Origin of the sequence: Desulfovibrio sp. 3_1_syn3 (genome assembly GCF_000145315.2) — a bacterium.
Classification (GTDB): Bacteria; Desulfobacterota; Desulfovibrionia; order Desulfovibrionales; family Desulfovibrionaceae; genus Desulfovibrio; species Desulfovibrio fairfieldensis.
Genome location: NZ_ADDR02000001.1, coordinates 2,567,399 through 2,588,719, shown reverse-complemented (window position 1 = coordinate 2,588,719; position 21,321 = coordinate 2,567,399). Strand labels below are relative to the sequence as shown.

The 21,321-nt window shown below is 60.3% G+C and carries 15 protein-coding genes; 4 read left to right on the top strand and 11 right to left on the bottom strand.

From position 1 onward, the window contains the following. Positions 1-195: 195 nt before the first annotated feature. From HMPREF0326_RS15585 to rfbB, 4 genes are read right to left on the bottom strand one after another with little or no spacing between them, the layout of a single operon-like run. The gene (locus tag HMPREF0326_RS15585; protein ID WP_020990525.1) at positions 196-1,320 is read right to left on the bottom strand and encodes a glycosyltransferase family 2 protein; all 1,125 of its coding nucleotides are present in this window, start codon (positions 1,318-1,320) and stop codon (positions 196-198) included. Positions 1,321-1,331: 11 nt separating this feature from the next. Then, positions 1,332-1,877 (bottom strand): dTDP-4-dehydrorhamnose 3,5-epimerase, encoded by a 546-nt coding sequence (rfbC, locus tag HMPREF0326_RS10935; protein ID WP_008683778.1) that lies wholly within the window; start codon positions 1,875-1,877, stop codon positions 1,332-1,334. A 10-nt stretch (positions 1,878-1,887) separates the two neighbouring features. After that, positions 1,888-2,763: a glucose-1-phosphate thymidylyltransferase RfbA gene (gene rfbA, locus HMPREF0326_RS10930; protein WP_008683780.1), complete on the bottom strand. Its 876-nt coding sequence runs from the start codon at positions 2,761-2,763 to the stop codon at positions 1,888-1,890. A 14-nt stretch (positions 2,764-2,777) separates the two neighbouring features. After that, positions 2,778-3,857 carry a dTDP-glucose 4,6-dehydratase gene (rfbB, locus tag HMPREF0326_RS10925; RefSeq protein WP_008683782.1) on the bottom strand — a complete coding sequence of 360 codons (1,080 nt, stop codon included), beginning with the start codon at positions 3,855-3,857 and terminating at the stop codon, positions 2,778-2,780. Between the two features lie 224 nt (positions 3,858-4,081). Between rfbB and HMPREF0326_RS17220 the strand changes: the two genes are divergently transcribed. From HMPREF0326_RS17220 to HMPREF0326_RS16855, 3 genes are read left to right on the top strand one after another with little or no spacing between them, the layout of a single operon-like run. Continuing rightward, positions 4,082-4,228 carry a hypothetical protein gene (locus tag HMPREF0326_RS17220; RefSeq protein ID WP_190276387.1) on the top strand — a complete coding sequence of 49 codons (147 nt, stop codon included), beginning with the start codon at positions 4,082-4,084 and terminating at the stop codon, positions 4,226-4,228. Then, on the top strand, positions 4,188-5,294 hold the full coding sequence (gene cfa / locus HMPREF0326_RS10920; protein ID WP_008683783.1) for a cyclopropane fatty acyl phospholipid synthase: 1,107 nt from the start codon (positions 4,188-4,190) through the stop codon (positions 5,292-5,294). Before HMPREF0326_RS17220 ends, cfa begins: the two co-directional genes overlap by 41 nt. Before the next feature lie 30 nt (positions 5,295-5,324). Continuing rightward, a complete protein-coding gene (locus tag HMPREF0326_RS16855) occupies positions 5,325-5,873 on the top strand; it encodes an O-acetyl-ADP-ribose deacetylase (protein ID WP_008683784.1) in 549 nt (182 codons plus the stop codon). A gap of 78 nt (positions 5,874-5,951) precedes the next feature. On the opposite strand, the gene HMPREF0326_RS10910 is transcribed toward HMPREF0326_RS16855, so the two are convergent. The 7 genes from HMPREF0326_RS10910 to HMPREF0326_RS10880 form a co-directional block, all read right to left on the bottom strand. Continuing rightward, positions 5,952-7,250: a TRAP transporter large permease gene (locus tag HMPREF0326_RS10910; RefSeq protein ID WP_009301520.1), complete on the bottom strand. Its 1,299-nt coding sequence runs from the start codon at positions 7,248-7,250 to the stop codon at positions 5,952-5,954. Positions 7,251-7,261: 11 nt separating this feature from the next. Further along, entirely contained in the window at positions 7,262-7,732 is a 471-nt protein-coding gene (locus HMPREF0326_RS10905) for a TRAP transporter small permease (protein ID WP_009301521.1), read from the bottom strand. 296 nt (positions 7,733-8,028) lie between these two features. Further along, positions 8,029-9,111, bottom strand: coding sequence for a DctP family TRAP transporter solute-binding subunit (locus HMPREF0326_RS10900; RefSeq protein ID WP_008683787.1), 1,083 nt, complete (start codon positions 9,109-9,111; stop codon positions 8,029-8,031). A gap of 76 nt (positions 9,112-9,187) precedes the next feature. Further along, positions 9,188-10,159 (bottom strand): AEC family transporter, encoded by a 972-nt coding sequence (locus HMPREF0326_RS10895; protein ID WP_008683788.1) that lies wholly within the window; start codon positions 10,157-10,159, stop codon positions 9,188-9,190. Between the two features lie 254 nt (positions 10,160-10,413). Further along, positions 10,414-12,756 (bottom strand): penicillin-binding protein 1C, encoded by a 2,343-nt coding sequence (pbpC, locus tag HMPREF0326_RS10890; RefSeq protein WP_008683789.1) that lies wholly within the window; start codon positions 12,754-12,756, stop codon positions 10,414-10,416. Next, positions 12,746-18,592 (bottom strand): alpha-2-macroglobulin family protein, encoded by a 5,847-nt coding sequence (locus HMPREF0326_RS10885; RefSeq protein WP_008683791.1) that lies wholly within the window; start codon positions 18,590-18,592, stop codon positions 12,746-12,748. The genes pbpC and HMPREF0326_RS10885 overlap by 11 nt, the downstream gene beginning before the upstream one ends. Positions 18,593-18,699: 107 nt before the next feature. Beyond that, positions 18,700-19,797, bottom strand: coding sequence for an ISAs1 family transposase (locus tag HMPREF0326_RS10880; protein ID WP_035072995.1), 1,098 nt, complete (start codon positions 19,795-19,797; stop codon positions 18,700-18,702). A gap of 161 nt (positions 19,798-19,958) precedes the next feature. Between HMPREF0326_RS10880 and HMPREF0326_RS10875 the strand changes: the two genes are divergently transcribed. Further along, on the top strand, positions 19,959-21,314 hold the full coding sequence (locus tag HMPREF0326_RS10875) for an MATE family efflux transporter (RefSeq protein ID WP_008683793.1): 1,356 nt from the start codon (positions 19,959-19,961) through the stop codon (positions 21,312-21,314). The last annotated feature ends 7 nt before the right edge of the window (positions 21,315-21,321 follow it).

Below are 21,321 nucleotides of genomic sequence, written 5' to 3'. Positions count from 1 at the left end.
ATTATCTTTGAAACGCTTTGCTGTTTCAGAAGATCATTTATCCGAAGGAATCAGCTATAGCTGCTGTCAATCTTCGCATAGCTATGTTGTCGCCAATAAGGATTGACAGTAGCGATACAGCGTTAGAATAGGCCAATTTAAATTATTTAGAACAGGCTGACTTTGAGATAGCAATAACTAGCAAGTTAATCTAGATCAGCGAGTGTAATGTGCTTTGATTGTCGTCATCATTCTCTCTTTGCCACAACATAGCCGAGGGAAAATTTTTTTTTGTTTTGCATCCAATGCATCGTTGTCCAGGGCAAGCTGAGAATAGTGTTTTGTAAGAAAGCTGACTGCCTTTTCCTGGCTGCGGCTGGAGAAGGCGGCAAAATTTTTGGCCCGCAAGAGGTATTCCCCGGCGAAGTAGCGTTCCGCCAGAGGCAGATACATATCCTCCGGCTTCGCTTGATCTGCCAGTGCTGCGGCTCTCAGTATGCCTTGGGCCGACTCGTCCATCAGCCTCAGGGCAAAATCCGAAGCGCGTTGGTACAAACCGCAAGCACTACCTATGGTTCCGGCAGCGTGCGCCAGCCAGCCGTAAAATTTTCCGGCCCGGGGAAAGTCCGGTCTGGTTTCCAGCAATCTGCTGATTTTAAAACGAATAGCACCGTCATGGGCCAACTGTCGTGACATCTGGCTGGTCATGCTTTGGCCGTGCTGCCGGTAAATGACCAAGCCCTCGGGATTGGCCCCAAAACGCTTGCCCAGAGCGGCGCAACGCAGCCAATAGTCCTGATCCTCGCAGGCCTTGAGATCGGGGTCAAAAAAGCCGATTTCCTGTGCGGCTTCGGCGCGTAGCATAAAGGTATGCACTGGAGAAATATTACTGTGGCAAAGGTGCATATCCAGATGGGCGCATTTGAGCGGCCACAGATAATTGCGTCTTTCGCTGTCAGATGAAAAGGTCTGAAGGCTCAGGCAGACACTGACGTCCAATTCTGGATGGACTGCAAAATTGTCCAGATGGCTTGCCAGTGTTCCAGAGGTCAGCAAATCGTCGGCATCCAAAAAAACAAGGTAGTCACCATGGGCAGCCCGGATGCCTGCATTGCGCGCTGCTGAAAGCCCCTGATTTTCCTGATAGATATACTGGATGGACGAACCCAGACGTTGAGCCACATCAGCAGTGTCGTCCGTGGAACCGTCGTCCACGACAATGATTTCTACTGCCAGCCCGTCTTTTTTCTGATCTAGCACGCTTTTAACGGCGTCAGGAAGAAATCGGCCGTAATTATATGTGGGAATGATGACTGAAATGAGGGGGAGTCTGTTTGTCATCTTCGCTCCGTTCAATGATATTTGGGACAATCGGCAAAGGCAAGTCCTTCCCGGTCTTTGGCGGAGACGACAAGTTCTTTGGCGAGTAATGGCCATGTAATGCCGGGAACTGGATCATCCCAGCGCAGACAGTATTCGTCATCAGGCGCGTAATACGTTGTGCACTTGTATATGAATTCCGCCTCTGAGCTCAGCACCAGAAAGCCGTGCGCAAAGCCGGGCGGTACCCAGAGCATATGGTGATTCACATCATCCAGCAGGGCGGCGAAACTCTTGCCGAACGTGGGAGAGGAAACACGCAGATCCACAGCCACATCATAGACTTGCCCTCGAATCGCCCGCACAAGTTTTCCTTGAGGCTGCCGGAGCTGATAGTGCATGCCGCGCAGGACGCCTTGCCGGGACTTGCTGTGGTTGTCCTGGACAAAAGCATGCGGGCCGCATTGGGCCTCAAATTCATTCTGGCGAAAAGTTTCCATAAAGAAACCGCGTTCGTCGCCGTGGACAGCCGGGATCATCAGCACTGGACCGTTAGGGGCCAACCTCTTGAATTCCATGTTTTTTCCTTCAGCGTGTCCGCAGCAGGCGCAACAGATATTGCCCGTAACCGGTTTTGGCAAAAAAACGTCCGGCCTGTTCCATGGCCGCGTCGTCTATCCAGCCCTGCCGCCAGGCGATTTCTTCCAGGCAGGCGACCTTGAGCCCTTGGCGTTCCTCAATGGTCTGGACATAGGCCGAGGCCTCCAGAAGGCTGGTGTGCGTGCCTGTATCCAGCCATGCAAAGCCGCGTCCCAGTTTTTCCACGCGCAGTTGGCCGCGTTCAAGATAGACTTGGTTGACACTGGTGATTTCCAGCTCGCCGCGCGCCGAGGGAAGGATATCCTTGGCGATGTCCACTACAACGTGGTCGTAAAAATACAGTCCGGTGACGGCAAAAGGCGACAGGGGCTTGGTCGGCTTCTCCACGATAGCCATGGCTTTGCCCGCATCGTCAAAGCTCACCACGCCGAAGCGTTCGGGGTCTTTGACCATATAGCCGAAAATGGTGGCTCCATGCCGCTGGGAAGCGGCGCGCAAAAGTTTTTCGGTGAAATGCTGGCCGTGAAAGATATTGTCGCCCAGAATCAGGCAAACCGGCGACGACTCCAGAAAGCGCTCGCCGATAAGAAAGGCCTGGGCAATGCCTGCGGGTTCGGGCTGCACGGCGTAACTCAGGCTCAGTCCGAAACGGGAGCCGTCTCCCAGCAGGCGCTGGTACTGGGGCAGGTCCAAAGGCGTGGAAATGACCAGTATTTCCCTGATGCCCGCCAGCATGAGCACGGACAGGGGATAATAGATCATGGGCTTGTCGTAAATGGGCAGAAGCTGTTTGGACACGCCCAAGGTAATGGGGTGCAGGCGCGTGCCCGTGCCGCCGGCCAGAACAATGCCTTTGTAGTCCATGCCTCTTCCCTTCCTCAGACCTGGGTTCCCAGGCGTTCGCAACGGTAACTGCCGTCCAGCACGGCCCGCCACCAGGCTTCATTGTCGAGATACCAGCACACGGTTTTGCGCAGGCCGGTGGCAAAACTTTCGCGCGGCCGCCAGCCCAGCTCCGCGGCGATCTTGGAGGCGTCAATGGCATAGCGCCCGTCATGGCCGGGCCGGTCGCGCACAAAGCGGATAAGATCCGCATAGCGGCTGACTCCCGCCGGTTTCTGAGGCACCATTTCTTCTAGAAGTTCACAAATGGCGCGCACCACGTCGATATTCCTTTTTTCGCAGTGCCCACCCACGGCATACGTTTCGCCCACACGCCCACGCGCCAGCACCAGGAGCAGGGCGCGCACGTGATCCTCCACATGGAGCCAGTCGCGGATCTGGCCGCCGTCGCCATACACAGGCAGCTCCCGCCCGGCCAGGGCATTGAGAATGGTCAGAGGAATCAATTTTTCCGGAAATTGGCGCGGCCCGTAATTATTGGAGCAATTGGTCACCAGAGTTGGCAGGCCGTAAGTGCGCTGCCAGGCCCGCACCAGATGGTCCGAAGCCGCTTTGCTGGCCGAATAGGGCGAACTGGGCGCATAGGGCGTCTCTTCAGTGAAAAAGCCCTGGCCGCCGCTCAGATCGCCGAAAACCTCATCTGTGGAAATATGATGGAAACGAAAATCCCGAGCCTTGGGGGAACCCGAGGCAGTCAGGCTTTTCCAGTAACGACGGGCCTCTTCCAGCAGGACAAAGGTGCCGTGCACGTTGGTTTCCAGAAAGGCCGCCGGGCTGTCAATGGAGCGGTCCACATGGCTTTCCGCCGCCAGATGCATGACCGCGTCCGGCTCAAAAATTTCAAAGGCCGCGCGCATGGCCGCAGCATCCGCGATGTCGGCCTGGATGAAATTATAACGCGGATTGTCCGCCACATCGGCCAGGGAGGCCGGATTGCCGGAGTAGGTGAGCTTGTCCACGTTGACCACGCGCCAAGCGCTGGCCGAAAGCATCTCGCGGACTACAGCCGAGCCGATGAAGCCCGCGCCGCCCGTAACCAGAAGAGTATGTGCCATCAATTCATCCTGTGGGACAGAAGCATAGTGATATGTCCGAAGTAATAGCAAAATCCGTTCCGCAAGGCAAAGTTCGCCGCGTACCCCGTAGCCTTTTGTTATGCACAAGTGCAAGGCCGTAAATTTTTTATTTAACTATAATAAATAATAAGGCATTTTTAGAACATGCGCCTCTTGTCAACAGGCGCGGATGGGGATACTTCAAAAGAAGTATAAGGTAATATATGAAAAAGCTGTTGCCCCTGACCTTCTTTTTGTTTCCGCTGTTCTTTTTCGGCGGCGGCTTTTTGACAATACAGAGCGGCGGAAAAAGCATTTGGAGCCATAACCATGACAGAGTCGGTCATCAAGGAGATGCTGGCCAAGATTGACGTACAGATAAACGGATCCCGACCTTGGGATATTCAAATACATAACCCTCGCCTTTGGGGCCGGGTCATCCGTCAGGGCAGCCTGGGCCTCGGCGAAGCCTATATGGAAGGCTGGTGGGACTGCCAAGCCTTGGACCAGCTCTTTTACCGGATTATGCGCGGCGACCTGGAAAAGCATTTCCGGCTGACCCTGCCGGTCTTGCTGGGCATTGCCGCCTATGCCTTGCGTAATTTGCAAAGCGTGGCCCGCGCACGCATGGTGGCCAGAGGGCATTATGACTTTGACAACGACATGTTTGAAGCCATGCTCGACCCATTCATGCAGTATAGCTGCGGTTATTGGGAACACGCCGACAGCCTGGAGCGGGCCCAGCAGGATAAAATGGAGCTGATCTGCCGCAAATTGCAGTTAAAGCCGGGTATGCGCGTCCTGGACATCGGCTGCGGCTGGGGCGGCCTGGGGCGCTATATGGCACAGCAGTATGGTGTGCATGTGACGGGCGTCACGGTTTCCTGGGCTCAGGCCCAATATGCCGAGAGCCACAGCCAGGGCCTGGATGTGGAGTGGCTGCTGAAAGACTATCGTTCCCTGATCGGGAAGTATGAGCGCGTTGTTTCCGTGGGCATGTTCGAGCATGTGGGCCACAAAAACTATGCCGTGTTCATGGATTCGGCCTATCATCTGCTCCGTGAGGACGGCCTTTTTCTGCTGCACACCATCGGCGCTAATCAGAAACGCCTTTCCGTGGACCCGTGGATTGAAAAATATATCTTCCGCAACGGCATCCTGCCCAGCATTGCCGAGATCGGTAATGCCATTGCCGGACGTTTTGTCATGGAAGACTGGCACAATTTCGGGGCCGATTACGACAAGACTCTGATGGCCTGGGCCGAGAACTTCAGACGAGGACGGGAAGAGGGAAAATTCTCTTGCTCGGAAAGCGTGTTTCGTATGTTTCATTACTATTTGCTGAGTTGCGCCGGGGCGTTCCGCGCGCGTGATCTGCAATTGTGGCAGATCGTACTCAGCCCGCACGGGGCTGTGGGAGGATATCGTCGGCCCTGAAGCCGCAATGCCATGCCGAAAGCAAATCATATGGAAAAGGCCGCGCGACGGTTGCGCATTATGGAAGGCGACATCACCCGCCAAGCAGTGGATGTCGTTGTCAATGCCGCCAATGAAGGCCTGCTGGGCGGAGGCGGCGTGGACGGAGCCATTCACCGTGCCGCCGGACCGGAACTCCTGGCCGTCTGCCGTCCTCTGGACGGTTGTCCCACGGGCGAGGCCAAAGTCACGCCCGGCTTTCGCCTTCCCGCGCGCTATGTCATCCACACAGTGGGCCCGGTCTGGCGGGGCGGCACGCACGGCGAAGCGCGTCTGTTGGCCTCGGCATACCGACGCTCTCTGGAAGAGGCCGTGGCCGTCAAGGCGCGGGTTGTGGCCTTTCCGGCCATTTCCACCGGTGTTTACGGCTATCCGGCACGGGAGGCGGCTCATATCGCCGTGGCCACGGTGCTGGATTTCCTGCGCGATCACTCGGAACCGGACGAGGTGCGGCTGGTTTGTTTTTCCCCGGCTTCCCGTATGGCCCATGAGGAAGCGCTACGGGAATGCCTCGGCATATGTAGCGATTCATCTTTGTAAGACATTGGCGGCAAAGCCCCCGTTCGGATTTCGGACGGGGGCTTTGTCGCGTTTAGAGCCTTTCAAGTAGAATGTCGGCTATGACAGGCCGAGCAGTTGCGGCAGGAATGTGGAAAGCCGGGGGAAGAGCACAATGACGGCCAGGGCCAGCAATGCCGCGAAAATCAGCGGCAGGGCCGGTTTGCTGATCTGCTCCATGCTCAGGCCGCTGATGTTGGCCCCCACATACAGATTGACCGCCACGGGCGGCGTGACCTGTCCCACGGCCAGGTTGACCGTCATCATGATGCCGAACCAGATGGGGTCCCAGTGAAAGTGGGCCATGATGGGCAGCATGAAGGGCAGAAAAACGTAATAAATGGAGATGGCGTCCAGCAGCATGCCTGCCAGTAGCAGGATGATGTTGATCATCAGCAGCACAACCCACTGGTTGTCCGAAAGGGAGAGCAGCACGGCCGAACCTTTTTCCACCAGGCCCACGGTGGAGGCCACCCAGGAATAAAGGCCCGCGCAGGTCACCACAATCATGACCACGGCCGTGGCCCGCATGCTGGCGGAAAAAATTTCGAACAGCATGTTCAGGCTGTTGATGGTGCGGTAAATGAACACGCCCACGAACAGGCCATAGAACACGGCCACAGCCGCGGCCTCGGTGGGCGTGAACACGCCGCCGTAAATGCCGCCGAGAATGACCACAGGCGTCATTATGCCCCAGAAGGCCTCGCGCAAGGCCTTGCCCACCGGCTGGCCGCGCTTTTCGCCCCGGTAGCCCTTTTTGCGCGAAATGATCAGCACCGCGCCCATGATGAACAGGGCCACAATGACGCCGGGGATAAAGCCCGCCGCGAACAGCGCCGGTACCGAGACGTTGGCCACGCCGCCGTAGACGATGAAGGCGATGCTCGGCGGAATGACGATGGCCAGACCCGAGGTCACGGAAACCGTGGCCGCGGCAAAGGCTTTGTCATAGCCCGCCATGGCCATGCCGGGGATCAGGATCAGGCCCAGCGCGGCCACGGTGGCCGGGCCGGAGCCGCTTACCGCTCCCCAGAAGGTGGCCACGGCCACGGTAGCCACGGCAAGGCCGCCGGTCATGGAGCCGGTCAGGGCTTCCATCAGGGCAACGATGCGCGCCGCGATGCCCGCGCGCTCCATGATATAGCCCGCCAGGATGAAGAAGGGGATGGCCAGGAGGGGAAATTTGGCGATGCCCGCGAAAAAGTTGTAGGAGAGCATGCTGAAGCCCATGTCCCACTTCCAGACGACCACCAGGGCCGCAAAGCCCAAGGAAAGGGCGATGGGCACCCTGAGCAGCAGGGGGATCAGAAAGAGCGTGAGCAGCCAGAACGCGGGGTCCTGAAACAAGGTTGTTTCCATGACGACCCCCTCTAGTAGTTGCCCGAGCGCAGATCGGCGCAGGACCGTTGCAGCATGCGGAAAATAATCAGCAGGGAAAAGAGCGGCGTGGCGATAGTGTACCACCAGACCGGAATGCCCAGGGACTCGGAAATGGATTCCAGATCGTACTCGTCCAGCACTTCCAGCGTGCCGGTCCAGCACAGCGCCCCGAAAAAGGCGATGCAGAGCAGCATGCCGAGCCAGTAGCAGATCCGGCGCGCGTTGCGCGGCAGTGCGTCATAGAGCAGGTTCATGCCCAAGTGGCTCCCTTCCCGGAAAGAGCGCGCCGTGCCCAGCAGCACCACCCAGACAAAAAAATTGACGGTCAGCTCCTCGGTCCAGGCGAAGGAAAAAGACGTGCAGTAGCGCACGATCACATTGATGAAGGCGATGCTCACCATGACCGCCAGCAACAGCGAACCGAGAAGTTCCTCAAAGCGCGTATCCAGAAAACGCAACATCCTGCTCTCCGCATTCCGGCGCGGATGCCGGAGCAAAGGCCCGTTCGCCAACAGGCGCTGAGCTTCGGCATCCGCCCGATTCTTTAGAGCATTTTCACTTTGAAATTGCTCTAACGCCGCACACGGTGCGGCGCGCCGCGAAGACCGACCCGACGGGCGGCCCGTAGGGCCGTGCCTGTAGCCCAAAGGGCGTACAGGCATCGAGAGCAACGCGGCGTGGATTCTGGTGAAAACCACGTTTTTCGCCAGAATGCCGACTTTGAAATTTGTAAAATTTCAAAGTTAATCTGCTCTAGTTACTTGGCGGCGGCCATGTCCTCTTCAGCGGCTTTGACCAGACCCGGGCCGATCTTGGCGGTCCAGTCCGCGCGCACCTTTTGGGTGGCCTCATGGAATTTGGCGATCTGTTCCGGGCTCAACCGGGTGACGACCATGCCCTGTTGTTCCATGAAGGCGTAGGGCTCGGTCACTTCCGGCAGTTTGTCGATGCTCTTCAGGTAGGACAGGGAAGAGCCGTCGTCCATGCCCAGGCGGGAAAGCGCCTTGCCGTATTTTTCGGTTTCCGAGGCGCATTTCAGAAGCAATTTCTGGTCCTCGGGGCTGAAGCTTTTCCAGACCGTGGGGTTCACGCCCATGAGCAGCGGGTCGATGATGTAGTGCCAGTCGCAGTGATACTTGTGATAATCCCAGATTTTCAGCGGGATATTGATGCCGTTGGTGGGATTTTCCTGCCCGTCCACCACGCCTTGCTGGAAGCCGGTGGTGGCTTCGCTCCAGTTCATGTTCACGGGATTGGCGCCCAGCGCCCGGAAGGTCTCAATGAAGATGGGGCTGCCCACCACCCGGATCTTGAGCCCGCTCATGTCCTCGGGCTTGCTGATGGGGCCCTTGCTGGTGGTCATTTCGCGAAAGCCGTTCTCGGCCCAGCCGATGATTTTCACGCCCTTTTTCTCAATGGCGTCAACCATCATCTTGCCGGATTTGCCCGCCATGACGGCGTCCATGGCCTTGTAGCGGTCCGGCTGCACGGCCAGGAAGAAGGGCAGGGCCGTGAGGTTCAGTTCCTTTATCTGGGGGGACCAGTTGATGGTGGAAGCCAGGGCGAAGTCAATGGCCCCGTTGCGCAGCATCAGGAATTCCGAGGTCTGCTTGCCCGCCAGCAGCTGGCTGGAAGGATAGACCTTGATGTTGATGCGCCCCTGCGAACGTTCGCGCACAAGATCGGCGAAATACGCGGCGGTCATGCCCCAGCCGGACGTGGCGCCGGGCACCACGCTCAATTTGTACTCGGCTTTGTAGGGGGCCGCCGGGGACAGGAGCGGCGCGGCCAGCAGACAGGCGCAGAGCGCCAGGGCGCTCCGGAGCAAACAGCGTTTCATCAGTAAAACCTCCTCTGAAGATATGCGCGGTAAAATCAGATATTTTATCGCGGGATCGACTGCGGCGCGCCGGGCGTCAGAGCCGCGGCAGGACCAGAAGCAGAGCGGGCAGCACCGCCACCAGAGCCAGTGTGCTGAAAATCCAGCAGGCATTGGCCAGATCCAGGTCCAGACTGAACAGGGACGGCGGCACCAGCGCGGTCATGGCCACGGGCATGGATGAGAGCACGGCCACCACTTTCAGGGGCAGGCCGTTGTCAATGGCCCCGTAACCGACTGCCTTGGCAATGCCGGTGATCAACAGCGGCACGCCGATGAATTTTATGGCGCACACGGCAAGGCTCTGGCGGGCATACCGGGCCAGACGCGACAGCCGCAGGCTCAGACCGATGGCAAACAGAAAAAGCACGGTAGCCAGAATCATGAAGCCGGAGGCCAGGCGGCCGCAGAATTCCGGGCGGGGCACATGCAGCAGATTGAGCGTGATGCCGAGCAGAAGGGCGCTGAGCACCACTTTTAAAATGGGATCAAAGCGCAGATTGCGGAAGGAAAGCCGTTGGTTGTCGTTTTCCCGGCTGTACCAGCGGGCGATGGGAAAGGAAACGCTGAAATAAAACAGTTCCTCGCAGAGCCGGTACAAGGCCACCAGGGCGATGGCGCTTTCGCCGAGAAAGAGCACGCAGACCAGTGAGCCCACGGCGCCGATGTTGGTGAAGGTGCCGCAGCAGTACAGGCTGCCGGTCTGGGCCCGGTCCAGCCTGAGCCAGCGGGCGAAGAGCAGTGAGAGGGCGCCGCCCCAGATCCAGGCGGCAAGGCCCAGCAGGGGGAGGGCCAGCAGGCGCGTGTCCGGCGAGGGCAGGCCCCAGAGGGAGAGCATGGCCGAGATGGGAATCAGCACAAAGACCGCCGCTGTCTGCAGGCGTTGGCGCGCAAGGATCAGGGTTCCCTCGGAAAGGCGGACGCGCCCGGTCGTGACGGCGTGCCGGAAGGCATAGCCCGCCGCCAGGCTGACGAAAATGATCCCGAGAGTGAGCAGCAACCTGTCCATGAAAAACCGGCTCCGGCCATTACAACATTTTGCGTTTGAAATGTTGCACATCTCAAACTCTATACCGCCCGAGTGCTGCGGGGTCCGCTCACGCGACCGCCAGAGCAATTAACATTTGAAATGAGTGAATTGCCTTGGCACGGAAGTTTCCCCAACGGGTTCCGAAACAAAAGGGGGAAACAGAATATGGTCTCGGCCAATCCTTGTCAAAGCAAACAGCCCGACGACGCCGTGCGCACATGGCGGACACGCACTCAGGGCAGGCTTTCCGTCACCACCCGTACGCTGCTCGCCCGGCCCAGGTCGTCAACGGCCGTGAGCCGGGTGACGCCCGGCGCGGCCTGCCAGAGCAGCGGTTCGTCCGGCCCGCTGCGGCCAAGATAGCGCGTATCCGCGAACCAGTAGACACAGCCCGCGTCGGCGTCCGCGTCGGCCAGCAGAGGAATTTTTTGCGGATGTTTGAGGCTCGCCGCATAGACCAGGCCCGGTTTGGGCGAAGAAATCAGCGGGGCGCGGCCGGGAACCTGCCAGGGGGTATCCGTCTCGCGGCATTCCGGAGCCAGAGGTGGGGCCGGGGGCTTGCGTACGCCGGCCTGACTGAAAAGACGACGCAGGTCGGCGGGCCAGAATTCCCAGACGACTTCCCTGGTGCGTCCCGGCACGGCCCGGCATTGACGAAAGCCCGTCGCATCATCCACCAGGATGCGCCGCAGAATGCCCGAATCGCGGATGGGCGAGATGCCGGGGATGAACCAGGTGCCGGTCTGGCGCGATGGTTCCGGGCAGAGGCTGAGGTCCGTATCGCCCGTGGCCGTGCAGACGGCGATACGGCGGATATTCAAGCCCTCGTCGTCGGCGGCCGGATCCGGCAAAGCGCCGGTCGGGTTCAGGGCCTCAAGGGAGCGCCGGATACTGAAGAAAATGGGGGCCGCCGCGTGCAGGCCATTGAAGCCGGGATTGGCCGCGCCGTCAAAACGGCCCACCCAGACCACCAGGACGTAAGGCCCGAAAACCCCGGCGGTCCAGGCGTCGCGCAGACCGTTGGACGTGCCGGTTTTCCAGTAGGTCGGCGTGCGGTCAAAGCCTTGGGGCGACGGCGCGCGCAACATTTGCAGAGCCACAAAGGCCGCTTCGGGCTTGAGCAGGGGAAGCGGACCGGTCGCGTGTTCGTCTCGCCGGAGCACGGGAGCGCGCCAGATGCCCCGGTTGGGCAACAGGGCATACAGCCCGGCCAGCTCGCGCATGCTCACCTCCGCGCCGCCCAGAACCAGGGCCAGTCCGTAATGCTCCGGTCCGTGCTCGAAATGCACCCCGGCTTTGCCCAAAAAACCGTACAGGCCCGGCGCGGGCAACTGGCTGGCCAGAGCGATGGCGGGGATGTTGCGACTGCCCAGCAGGGCTATACGCGCGCTGATAGGGCCGCGAAAACCGCCGTCGGCATTTTCCGGCTCATAGCCTTTGAACGCGCGCGGCGTGTCGGAAAGCAGGGTTTCCGGATGGATCAGTCCCTCCTGCAGGGCCAGGGCGTAAATAAAGGGCTTCAGGGTGGAGCCGGGCGAGCGTCGCGCCGCCGTGCCGTCCACCTGCCCCTGGATCGCGGCGTTGAAATAATCGGCTGATCCGGCCAGGGCGAGGATTTCACAGCTGCGCCAGTCCAGCAGCAGGGCGGCGGCATTGTCCATGCCCCACAGCCGTCCGGCCTCCACGGCCCGGCGCAACTGGCGCTCCAGCAGGCGTTGCAGGCCGAGATCCAGGGTGGTGGAGATACGGCCTTGGGGAAGTTCGCTTCCGGCCAGCAGGCTGTCCACGGCATGCGGCGCGGCAAAGGGCAGCTCTGAAAGCGCATGCACCCGCAAAGGCACATTGGGCAGGCCTTGGCCGGCATCCTGTGGATGGGCCTCGCGCCAGATTCTGTCCAGGCGCGCACGGGCCAGGGACAGGGCGCGGCCCCGGCTTGCCAGGGGATTGCGCGCAGCCGGGTGCTGGGGCACCGGTGCGAGGGCCAGAATTTCGGGCAGGCTGAGTTCGGCGGCCTCCTTGTGGAACCAGATGCGCGCCGCCGCGCCCACGCCTTCCACATTGGCGCCGTAGGGCGCAAGATTGAGGTAGGCTTCGAGAATTTCATCCTTGCCGTAATGCCGTTCCAGCACCAGAGCCTGCCAGATCTGGCGCAGTTTGCCGGGAATGCTGGCCGTGGAGAACTTCCGGGTCAGGCGCACCACCTGCATGCTGATGGTGGAGCCGCCCATGCGGCGGCCCCCGAGAGCCATCTGGGCCACGGAACGCAGCAGGGCCAGCGGATTGACGCCGGGGTGGCGATAAAAGGAACGGTCCTCGTAGAGCAGGGTGGCTTCCATGAGTTCCGGGGGCATGGCCGTCAGGGGCGTGAAAATACGGTATGCGCCGTCCGGGGCCAGGGTAATGCGCAGCACGCGGTCCCGGCGGTCCAGAAAAATGCGCGAGAAGCCCGCCTTGCCGTAAAGGTCGGGCCTGGGCGCGGCATGCAGCGCCAGCACAAAGGCCAGCGCCGCGCAGCAGAGCGAAAGCGGGAGGCCGACAAGGACCAGCCTCCCGCACGGACGCCGTTTACTCCTCAATGACTATCTTCTCCGGCAGGCTCAGGGCCCGGGCTTCCGGGTCGTACATGGCTTCGGCCTGCACGGGCGGCCAGGTAAATTCGCCCCGGCCCGTGATCTTGACCCGGTAGCGGAAAACCCGCTCGCTCGTCGCCAGATCCGTGAAAATCAGCATCCGGTCTTCCCGGCGTTCGGCATAATCGGGCTCCATGTCCCGGTCCTCGTGGACGCTTCCCTGATTTGTGGCCAGTTCCGCGCTTTCTCCGCTCTGGCTGACCACAAATTCAAAGCAGCCGGGCAGCATGTCCACAAGGGCGATATTCTCCCGCTCTCTGTCAAAGGCGCGGGCAATGACAGCTACCACCACCTCGTCGCCCTGTTGGGGGGCTGTGACGGGATCGCCTTCGGGCGTGCGCAGTTCGCGCCGTATGCTGAGCCCTTTGCTGACGGCCCGCGTGGGCAGATCTCGCCCGAAGCCCACGTTTTCCAGTTGCCAGAAAAAGGGCGCGTCCGCCGTGAAGCTCAGCCCGGCCAGTTGCTCCAGCAACGCGCGGGAGGGCGCGCCGCTTTCGCTGTCTAGGGCCAGGGCGCGCACGCCCTGGCCCTGAAGCGGCGGCAGGGCGAGAGTTCGGCCTGTCTGATCCAGCCCGCTGACCGAGGCCTGCGCCAGCCCGGCGTCCAGGCTCTGGCTGTACGCCATCAAGGCCCTGGCCGCCTGCGCCGCCGAGATGGTCGTATAGCGCTGTTGCGCCGCCAGGTCGAAGATGTCGTCGAGCATGTCCTGGGCCTTCTGCCCCCGGAGTTCCTCCGGGAATTGTCCTGCCAGCACCGTAAGAAACAGGGCGCGGGAGCTCAGGCCGTCGAAAGGATAATCCGCCCGAAAGGATTTCGCGGCCTCGGGACGGTATCCCCTGATCAACTCTCCGGCCAGTTTGTCTTCCCTCATCAGTTTCCAGCTGCCGGCCATGAACACGGTGGTCAGGTCATTGCGCCACTGCTCCGGCCCATAACGCTCCAGCCAGGCCGAGAGTGTGGCCAGGATGTTGCTGGTCAGTACGCCGTTGCGGGTCAGCACCCATGTCGCATAAGCCTTGACGCGGGCGTCTTCCAGGCTGTCGGGGCTCTGCATGGCTTCCTGTTCCAGAGCGGCCAGGAATCCTTTGTCCAAGCCTTCGGCCAGAGAGAGGCCCGCCGCCCTGGCGGTGGTCAGGAAGTCCGCCGCATAGGCGGAAAGGAAGAGATCGCCTCTGCCGCCGCCAGGCCAGGTCGCGAAATGCCCTTCATCCAGCTGCCGGGCTTGAAGCATCTGCATGGTTTCCAACACCCAGGCACGAATTTTCTGTGGCGTGTAGCGGGCGTCAGGCGGCGTCAATTCGGGCCGGGCCAGAAGCGCCAGGTCGGGAAAAGCCGCGCTGACGCGTTGCTCCGTGCAGCCGTAAGGATACGCGGCCAGCCAGCGCATTAGGCCGTGGGCCAGCGGCAACGGCAGGGCGGAGATGGAGGCGCGCAGTTCCGCGAACTGCGGGTAGAGTCGGCGGGGCGACTTGGCCTCGGCCGTGTACGGGGCCTGCCCGACCCGGCCCAGAAGCACGTCGGTGGAGCGCGGCAGCGCGGGCCGGATGGAAAGGCCCATGGGCCGCGTCACCGTTTCGCCGGGCTGGCCGGGCAGGGGCGTGGCGATAAAGCTCAGCTTGTGTCCTCCCGGCAGGTCCTCGGCACGGAAGCGCAGGCGCACGGTCTGTTGCCGCGCCGGTTTAAGATCCAGGGGCTCGGGCAGGGCGTCCAGCAGCGTGCAGCCGCCGTCGCTCCGCACGCCAAGAGCCACACGGCGAGCTGTGTCCTCCTGACCCTCCGAGCGTTCCAGCATGTCCGTCAGGCTGACGGAGGCCTCAAAGACATCACCCGGCGTCACGAAAAGCGGCAGCATGGGTTGGATGACGACTTCGGCCCTGGACACTGCCTCGGTCCGGGCCGCGCCCACGGCTCCGGGCGCGCAGCCCACGGCCATGATCCGCAGTTTGCCGTTGAATTGCGGCGGCACCGGGATCTGGACCAGGCTTTCCTCGGGCCCCACGTCAAGCACGCCGGACCAGAAGACCATGGGCGCTTCGCCGGGCCTGCGGAAAGGGTTCTGACCCAGGGCGGCCTGATTCGGCGGAGCGGGAGCTTCGCCGCCGCCAAAGGCCGAAATCATGCCGCGCAGATGGCGGTATTCCGGCATCAGCAGGTCGAAATACTGATAGGTGTCCACCTCCAGGGCCCGGTCGCCCAGCAGTGCCCGCAGGGGGTCGGGCGTGGCGTAGGAGGTGAGCTGCAAAATGCCTTCGTCCACGGCGAAAACAATGGCTTTGGACGGTTGTTCGGCGCGCACCCGCACGGGGAGGGTCTGCCCCGGCCTGACCAGCTGGCTTGCCGCGCGCGCGGCGTCCGCCTCGGTGCGCACGCTCAGGCCCAGATCGCGTCCCCGCATATTAATGCTGAACGGCAGCACCACGCCGGCCATGGGTTGGGTAAAGATATCAGCGTCGTCCATGGCCCGGAAATAGGTGATATTGCAATATACCCGGCCTTCAGTCCCCCTGGGCAGGGTCAGGCGCTGCACGCTCTGTCCGGCCATGGCTGTGAACCAGGTTTCAGCCAGCACGTCTTCCCGCTCCACCGTAATCAGGCCCGCGCCTTTGTAAGGCGTGTTCAGGGCTATTTCCATGGTTTCGCCCGGGGCGTAGTCCTGCTTGCTGAGTTTTGCGGTAAGCCTGGCCTCGTGTTCCTCGCCCAGGCGCGCCTGGGCCGTACCGGCTACTTCGTAGGGCACCCGCAGGACCAGATTGCCGGTCTTGTCGCGGGCTTCCAGCAGATGCGGGCCCGGTTCGTCCAGGCGCAGGTCCACAACCGCCTTTTTGTCCATGCGAAGCTTTTGCGTGCCCAACGGCTTGCGCCGGGGCAGATTTTGATAGCGGTACTGTCCCTGGCCGTCGCGGGTCAGACTGCGCGTATAACTGATGCCCACAAAGCTCAGTTCCAGTTCTCCCAGGTCCACGGGGGCGAGTTTATGGTCCACGGCCAGCAGGTCCAGCCGGGCTTTGCCGTGCTGGGGCAGATAGTTCAGGTCGGCGTCGCTACGCCAGCCCACTACTGATTCCAGAGGCGAAAACAGCAGGGAAGCGTCGGCCATGACGCTGCGCCCGCCGCCGGCGTCCATGCCTTCGGCCAGGGCGCTCAATCGGAAGGTGGACTTCTCGTAGCCCGCCAGATCCAGGGCGAACACGGCGTCCCCCTGGTCGTCGGTCTGCCGGGTCGGCACTTCCGCCGATTGGCCGTTCAGACTCCGGGCCGCATTGTAAAAGTTGTAGTCGGCATATTCGCGGAAGTGAAACGCCGCGGGCGCGAAGCGCACTTGCAGTTTGACGTCGTGGCCCACAGCGGGCGCGCCGAAGAGATTGACCAGATTCACCCGCGCGGACAGGCCGTTTTCCTGATCCTTTTCCGGCCCTTGTTTCAGGTCCTGGGGCCGCAGCCAGCCCTTGCCCGCGCCGGGCGTGAGCCGCAATTGCAGGCGAAGGGTTTCGGGCTGGAATTCCTCCACCATGACCCTGGACACGCGCAAAACTTCGCCGCGCTGTCCGCCGTCGGCGGTGCTCAGGCGCAATTCCCAGGGGCCGGTGGGGGCTGTTTCCTCCAGGGGGAAAGATAGTTCGCCGAAACCCTCGGCCGTCAGTGTGATTTTTTTACCGGCCGCCTTGTTGCCGCGCGGATTGTACAGCGTGGCCCGCAACGGCAGGCCCGCAAGCTCCGTGGAGCCCCATTGTCCCTGTTTGACAAGATAGCCGAAATGCAGGCTTTCACCGGGACGGTACATGCCGCGCTGGCTGAACAGATAGGCGTTGAGCCCTTGGTCGGAAAGCCGGTTGCCGCCCACGTCGAAGCGCGAATAATTGAGCTTGCGTGCATATTGCTCCAGGGGCAGGAAGGCCAGATCGCTCCCCTGGGCCGCCGCCAGGGCCAGGGGTTTCTTTTCGCGCGTGAAGCCCGCGAGAGAGGGCAGCACGGCCTTGCCGCGCGCATCGGTTCTGGCGCTGAACACAGGCAGGCCATTGGCTCCGATCACCTGGACGTTCACATTGCCGCGCGGTTTGCCGTCGGCCAGGCTGACGGCATAGACCACACTTCCGCCTTGGGCGGAGGTCTTATGGATCAGGCCCAGGTCCGTCATCAGCACAAAGCGGTTTTCTTTACTCACGCTGTCGGCGTCGCGCCGACCTGTGAGGCTGAGATAGAACAGGCCTTTCTGACCGTCGCGGAGCAGGGGGCGCAGATTGAGCGCGCTGAACTGGGCCGACATGGCGTCACGCCGCTGCAGCGGCAGGCTGCCCCGGCTGATGACGCTCAGATTGTCAAGATCCGGGCGGCTGCCGGTATAGGGCTGATCATAATCGTAATTGTCGTAGTCCAGTTGATCCAGGTTGGCCAGCAGAAAGGTATTGAGAAATTCGGGCCGGATCTGGGCCACTTCATAGTCCACGGCATCCAGATTGCGGCTGTAGATGGAGACCACGGCGTCGCCGGTCAGAGCCAGCACGCCGCCCTTCTGCATAATACGCAGAGCTTCGGGAAAGGCGGGCGTTTGCAGCAGCTTCCGGCTTTCCGCGCCGGAATGCAGCCCCGCGGCGCTGGCCAGGCCCTGGGGCAGGCACAACAACAGGCTGCGGTCGGCCTCCAGGTTGTCGGCAATAGCGAAGAAAATATCCGTGGACGGCTTGTCCTCCTCATCCCCGGCTTGCAATGCGAGCCGGGGAGCCTGGGAGACTATTTCCGGAGTGAGCTGTTCCATGGTCCAGGCCGGGGCTCGCCGGGATTTTTCGTTTCCATCGCCCTCTTCGTCTTCGTTGTCGGGCTGTCTTTGTTCCTCACTTTCCAGGCCCGGCGGCAAGAGGCGCACGTCCAGCTTGCCCAGAACCTCCGAAGGCTTGACCGGCAGGGAAAAATGCAGCGCAAGCACCATCTGCGCCCGCAGGTCGGGCCGGGTGGCGACGCTGAGATCAGCGGCGTTCAGTGTGAACAGGTTGTCGATGGTGGGCAGGCGCACGAAAAAGTCCTCGCCCTTGGAAGGGGGGCCACCGTACACCGCCGTGAAGCCCGGCGCCAAGGAGACGCGCAGGCCCGCGTCGTTTGCCGCCAGGCGCAGGACCGGCAGGCTGTAGTTCAGACGATCATCACCGTTAAAATGCAGCACGGGCTCACCCAGCAACAGGCCTTCGCCCTGGGGAGTGGCGCTGAAACGGCTCTCCACGCCGGTTTTGTCCACAGACGAATTGAAGTGTATTTCGCCGCTGACGGCCATGGTTTTGAGATTTTCAGGATCAAATTTGAAACTGCCCGTAATTTTTGCGCGCAAGGGCGCGCTGCGGAAGGTCACCGCGCCGGACACGGCTATGCGCGGCGGCAGGGCCCGGCTGATATCCACCTTGTAGGCCGTGTCCACGGGCCAGCCTTTTTCCGGGAAAAAGAGCAGGCGGTCTCCGCTCCATTCCCAGTGGCCCGGAATGGGCGGCGTGATCGTTACTTCGGGCGCGGGCCGTCTGCCGAAATTACGCCGACAGACCGATTCGCCGTCCTCGCCGTAGGCATCTCGGCACTTTTGCTTGTCCATGCTGAAGCCCAGTTCCAGCCTTTCCTGGCCGCCGGGTTGCTCCACCGGGCCTTCAAAACGCCAGTAACTGATCAGGCCGTTGACCTTCTGGGGGATCGGAGCCTTGTATTCCGGCGCGGCCCAGGCGTTTCCAACAGACAGGAACAGCAGAAAAAGGGCAAATGCAAGCCTGTTGCGCACAGTGCCGAAAATGAGCTCGGGCGTGGACATGCTGATTCTCCGGGCTTGGAGGTGGGATAAAAATGTTTTTATTTTGAGCTTGCCTAAAGCCGCACTGTTGTCAAGTACGGGGCGGCCGTGGTGCAGGGCAGACGCATCTAAATTCTGAGAGCCTGAAGGAGAAAATCTTCACTCAGCGCAATCTTGAACCTCTTGCCCTTCAAGCTCGATTTCCCTGGCATGCGCCGAAGTAAATTGAGGCAGATACTTCGCAAAATTCCAAGATTTTTGCCCGCATTACGAACCCGTGCTCGACTTTGATCTTCATCAAAAACTATATCAAGACACCAGTGCAAGGCGTTTTCTATCTGCCAATGAGCTCTCACGCTTTTAGCGGCACGCACTTCATCCTGAGCTAAACTACTTATGTAGTAACGACGGTTTGTCTCGATTTTTCCTCTACTTTCACGCACTGACTCAATAAGTACAAAGCTTTGCAAGCCAGCCCACTGCTCCTTATCGCTATACCAGTCTATTGAAGGTGATTGCCAACACCGCCGGGTTTCAATACGGCCATGTTCTTTCTCAATTTGTTCAAATCCCGGTGGAACGTCACAGGATAGAGCATCCATATGCATACGTACTTCCTCGTAAAACATAGGATGATTGCTCTTCAATGCCAAAAGGTAAGCAGTCTGTTTCTCGATGGCTTTAGCCGCTACAACTTTTTGGCAGTTGAGCGTATCGGCCGTTACTACACACCCTTTCAAGTCCAGCATATCCATTAATTGGGGAATGGCTGTAATTTCATTACTCTTTTCTTCTACGGCCAGTTGTCCGAGAACCAAACGATTTTCCACGGACCAAGCGTTGAGCATATGTAAAGCTGTCCCATTCTTCCTGGTAGTGCGCCGGTGTGTTTTTCCGTCAAAGGCCACTATGTCGCCGGTCACTTTCTCCCGAAGACGTCGGGATAATTCAAGGAGACATTCGCCAAAGCAACTCGGGGAAATTGCCTGAAATACGCGGTTGAAGGTATCATGACTGGGAATGCTTTGCATGCCTATATGGCTGCTGAGCCAATCCTGTCTGGCATGGGCATAATCTTCCATGTCATAAAAGCCGTCACCGCCTGACAAATACGAACATAAAGCAATAAACATAATAGTCTCAAGACTATGTATCTTTGTGCGCTCTACTCGTGGGTCAGTCAGGTCACGGAAAATAGCCAATGTGATTTCAATAGGGTCTTCCATAGCCCCCAGTCTATAGATCTTTTTTAGATGCGTCTGCCCTGGGCCGTGGTGCCGCAATGCTTGCGGGCGGCATGGTTCAGGTGGTAATTTGAAATGTTGCATTCAGGCGGCGTCTTTTCGGCCGGCCGGATGCATCGAACGTATTTAGTTGTGATGGAGATATGGCTAAAAATCTGACTCAGGGCAGCCCGGCGAAGCTGATTTTTTTCTTCGCGCTGCCGCTCTTTATCGGCAATCTTTTCCAGCAGATCTACAATATGGCCGATACCCTGATCGTGGGGAGGACCATCGGGGTCACGGCCCTGGCGGGCGTGGGCAGCACCGGCAGCCTGCTGTTTCTGGTCCTGGGCTTTGTCATGGGCATGACTTCGGGGTTTTCCATTGTCACGGCCCAGTTTTTCGGCGCCTGCAACAAGGTGGGCGTGCGGCGCAGTTTTTGCGCCGGTATTCTGCTCAGCGCGGTTGTGGCGGTCGTTCTGACGATCTCCGGCGTGTTGCTTTCACGCACGGTGCTTGTACTCATGCTCACGCCGCCAGAGATCATGGAGGACGCCCACAGTTATATCATCGTCATTTCCTGGGGCATCGGCGCGGCCGTGCTTTTCAATCTGCTTTCCAACATGATCATGGCCCTGGGCGACAGCAAGACCCCGCTGTTTTTTCTGATCATCGCCTGCCTCCTGAATATTGTTCTGGATTTCATCTTCATCCTTTACTTTAAGATGGGCGTGGCGGGCGCGGCCTGGGCCACGGTGCTGGCCCAAGTGGTATCGGGCCTGCTCTGCGTGGGCTACATCCTCAACAAGCAGCCCCTGCTGCGGCCGCACGCCAAGGACTGGAAACTCGGCTTCAAGGATATCTGGAAACCCATGCGCATCGGCTTGCCCATGGGCTTCCAGATGTCGGTCATCGCTGTGGGCGCGATCATTCTGCAGGCGGCCCTGAACAGCCTGGGCCCCCTGGCCGTGGCCGCCTACACCGCCGCGCAGAAAATCGACATGGTGGCCGTGCTGCCCATGATGTCCTTTGGTCTGGCCATGGCCACCTACACGGGACAGAACTACGGCGCGCGCAATCTGGAGCGCATCCGGCAGGGCGTGCGCCAGTGCTGTTTCATGTCCGTGGGTTTCAGTATCGCTATTGCCGTGGTCAATATTACGGGCGGACACCATCTTATCGCGCTTTTCGTGGGTGAGGGGCAGGAGCGAGTCATCGAGATGGGGCAGACTTATCTGGAGATCAGCGGTTGCATGTACTGGGTGCTGGCACTGCTCTTTATTTACCGTAATACCCTCCAGGGTCTCGGGCAAAGTCTGATCCCCACGCTGGCCGGGGTCATGGAGCTGCTCATGCGCGCGCTGGCCGCCGTGGTGCTGGCTGTCTGGTGGGGCTTCAACGGGGTTTGCCTGGCCAATCCTCTGGCCTGGCTGGGGGCCGCGTTGCCCTTGGGCATCGCTTATTACGCGAGTATGCGCCGCCTGAAGCGTGAGGGCCTGCCCCCGCCCGAGGCCGTGTAACACACTG

Coding starts and splice junctions, on each gene's coding strand:
- HMPREF0326_RS10875 (WP_008683793.1), top strand. CDS start 19,959: ATGGCTAAAAATCTGACTCAGGGCAGCCCGGCGAAGCTGATTTTTTTC.
- HMPREF0326_RS10880 (WP_035072995.1), bottom strand. CDS start 19,797: ATGGAAGACCCTATTGAAATCACATTGGCTATTTTCCGTGACCTGACT.
- HMPREF0326_RS10900 (WP_008683787.1), bottom strand. CDS start 9,111: ATGAAACGCTGTTTGCTCCGGAGCGCCCTGGCGCTCTGCGCCTGTCTG.
- HMPREF0326_RS17220 (WP_190276387.1), top strand. CDS start 4,082: ATGAAAAAGCTGTTGCCCCTGACCTTCTTTTTGTTTCCGCTGTTCTTT.
- rfbB (WP_008683782.1), bottom strand. CDS start 3,857: ATGGCACATACTCTTCTGGTTACGGGCGGCGCGGGCTTCATCGGCTCG.
- HMPREF0326_RS10885 (WP_008683791.1), bottom strand. CDS start 18,592: ATGTCCACGCCCGAGCTCATTTTCGGCACTGTGCGCAACAGGCTTGCA.
- rfbA (WP_008683780.1), bottom strand. CDS start 2,763: ATGGACTACAAAGGCATTGTTCTGGCCGGCGGCACGGGCACGCGCCTG.
- HMPREF0326_RS16855 (WP_008683784.1), top strand. CDS start 5,325: ATGGAAAAGGCCGCGCGACGGTTGCGCATTATGGAAGGCGACATCACC.
- cfa (WP_008683783.1), top strand. CDS start 4,188: ATGACAGAGTCGGTCATCAAGGAGATGCTGGCCAAGATTGACGTACAG.
- HMPREF0326_RS15585 (WP_020990525.1), bottom strand. CDS start 1,320: ATGACAAACAGACTCCCCCTCATTTCAGTCATCATTCCCACATATAAT.
- HMPREF0326_RS10910 (WP_009301520.1), bottom strand. CDS start 7,250: ATGGAAACAACCTTGTTTCAGGACCCCGCGTTCTGGCTGCTCACGCTC.
- HMPREF0326_RS10905 (WP_009301521.1), bottom strand. CDS start 7,732: ATGTTGCGTTTTCTGGATACGCGCTTTGAGGAACTTCTCGGTTCGCTG.
- HMPREF0326_RS10895 (WP_008683788.1), bottom strand. CDS start 10,159: ATGGACAGGTTGCTGCTCACTCTCGGGATCATTTTCGTCAGCCTGGCG.
- rfbC (WP_008683778.1), bottom strand. CDS start 1,877: ATGGAATTCAAGAGGTTGGCCCCTAACGGTCCAGTGCTGATGATCCCG.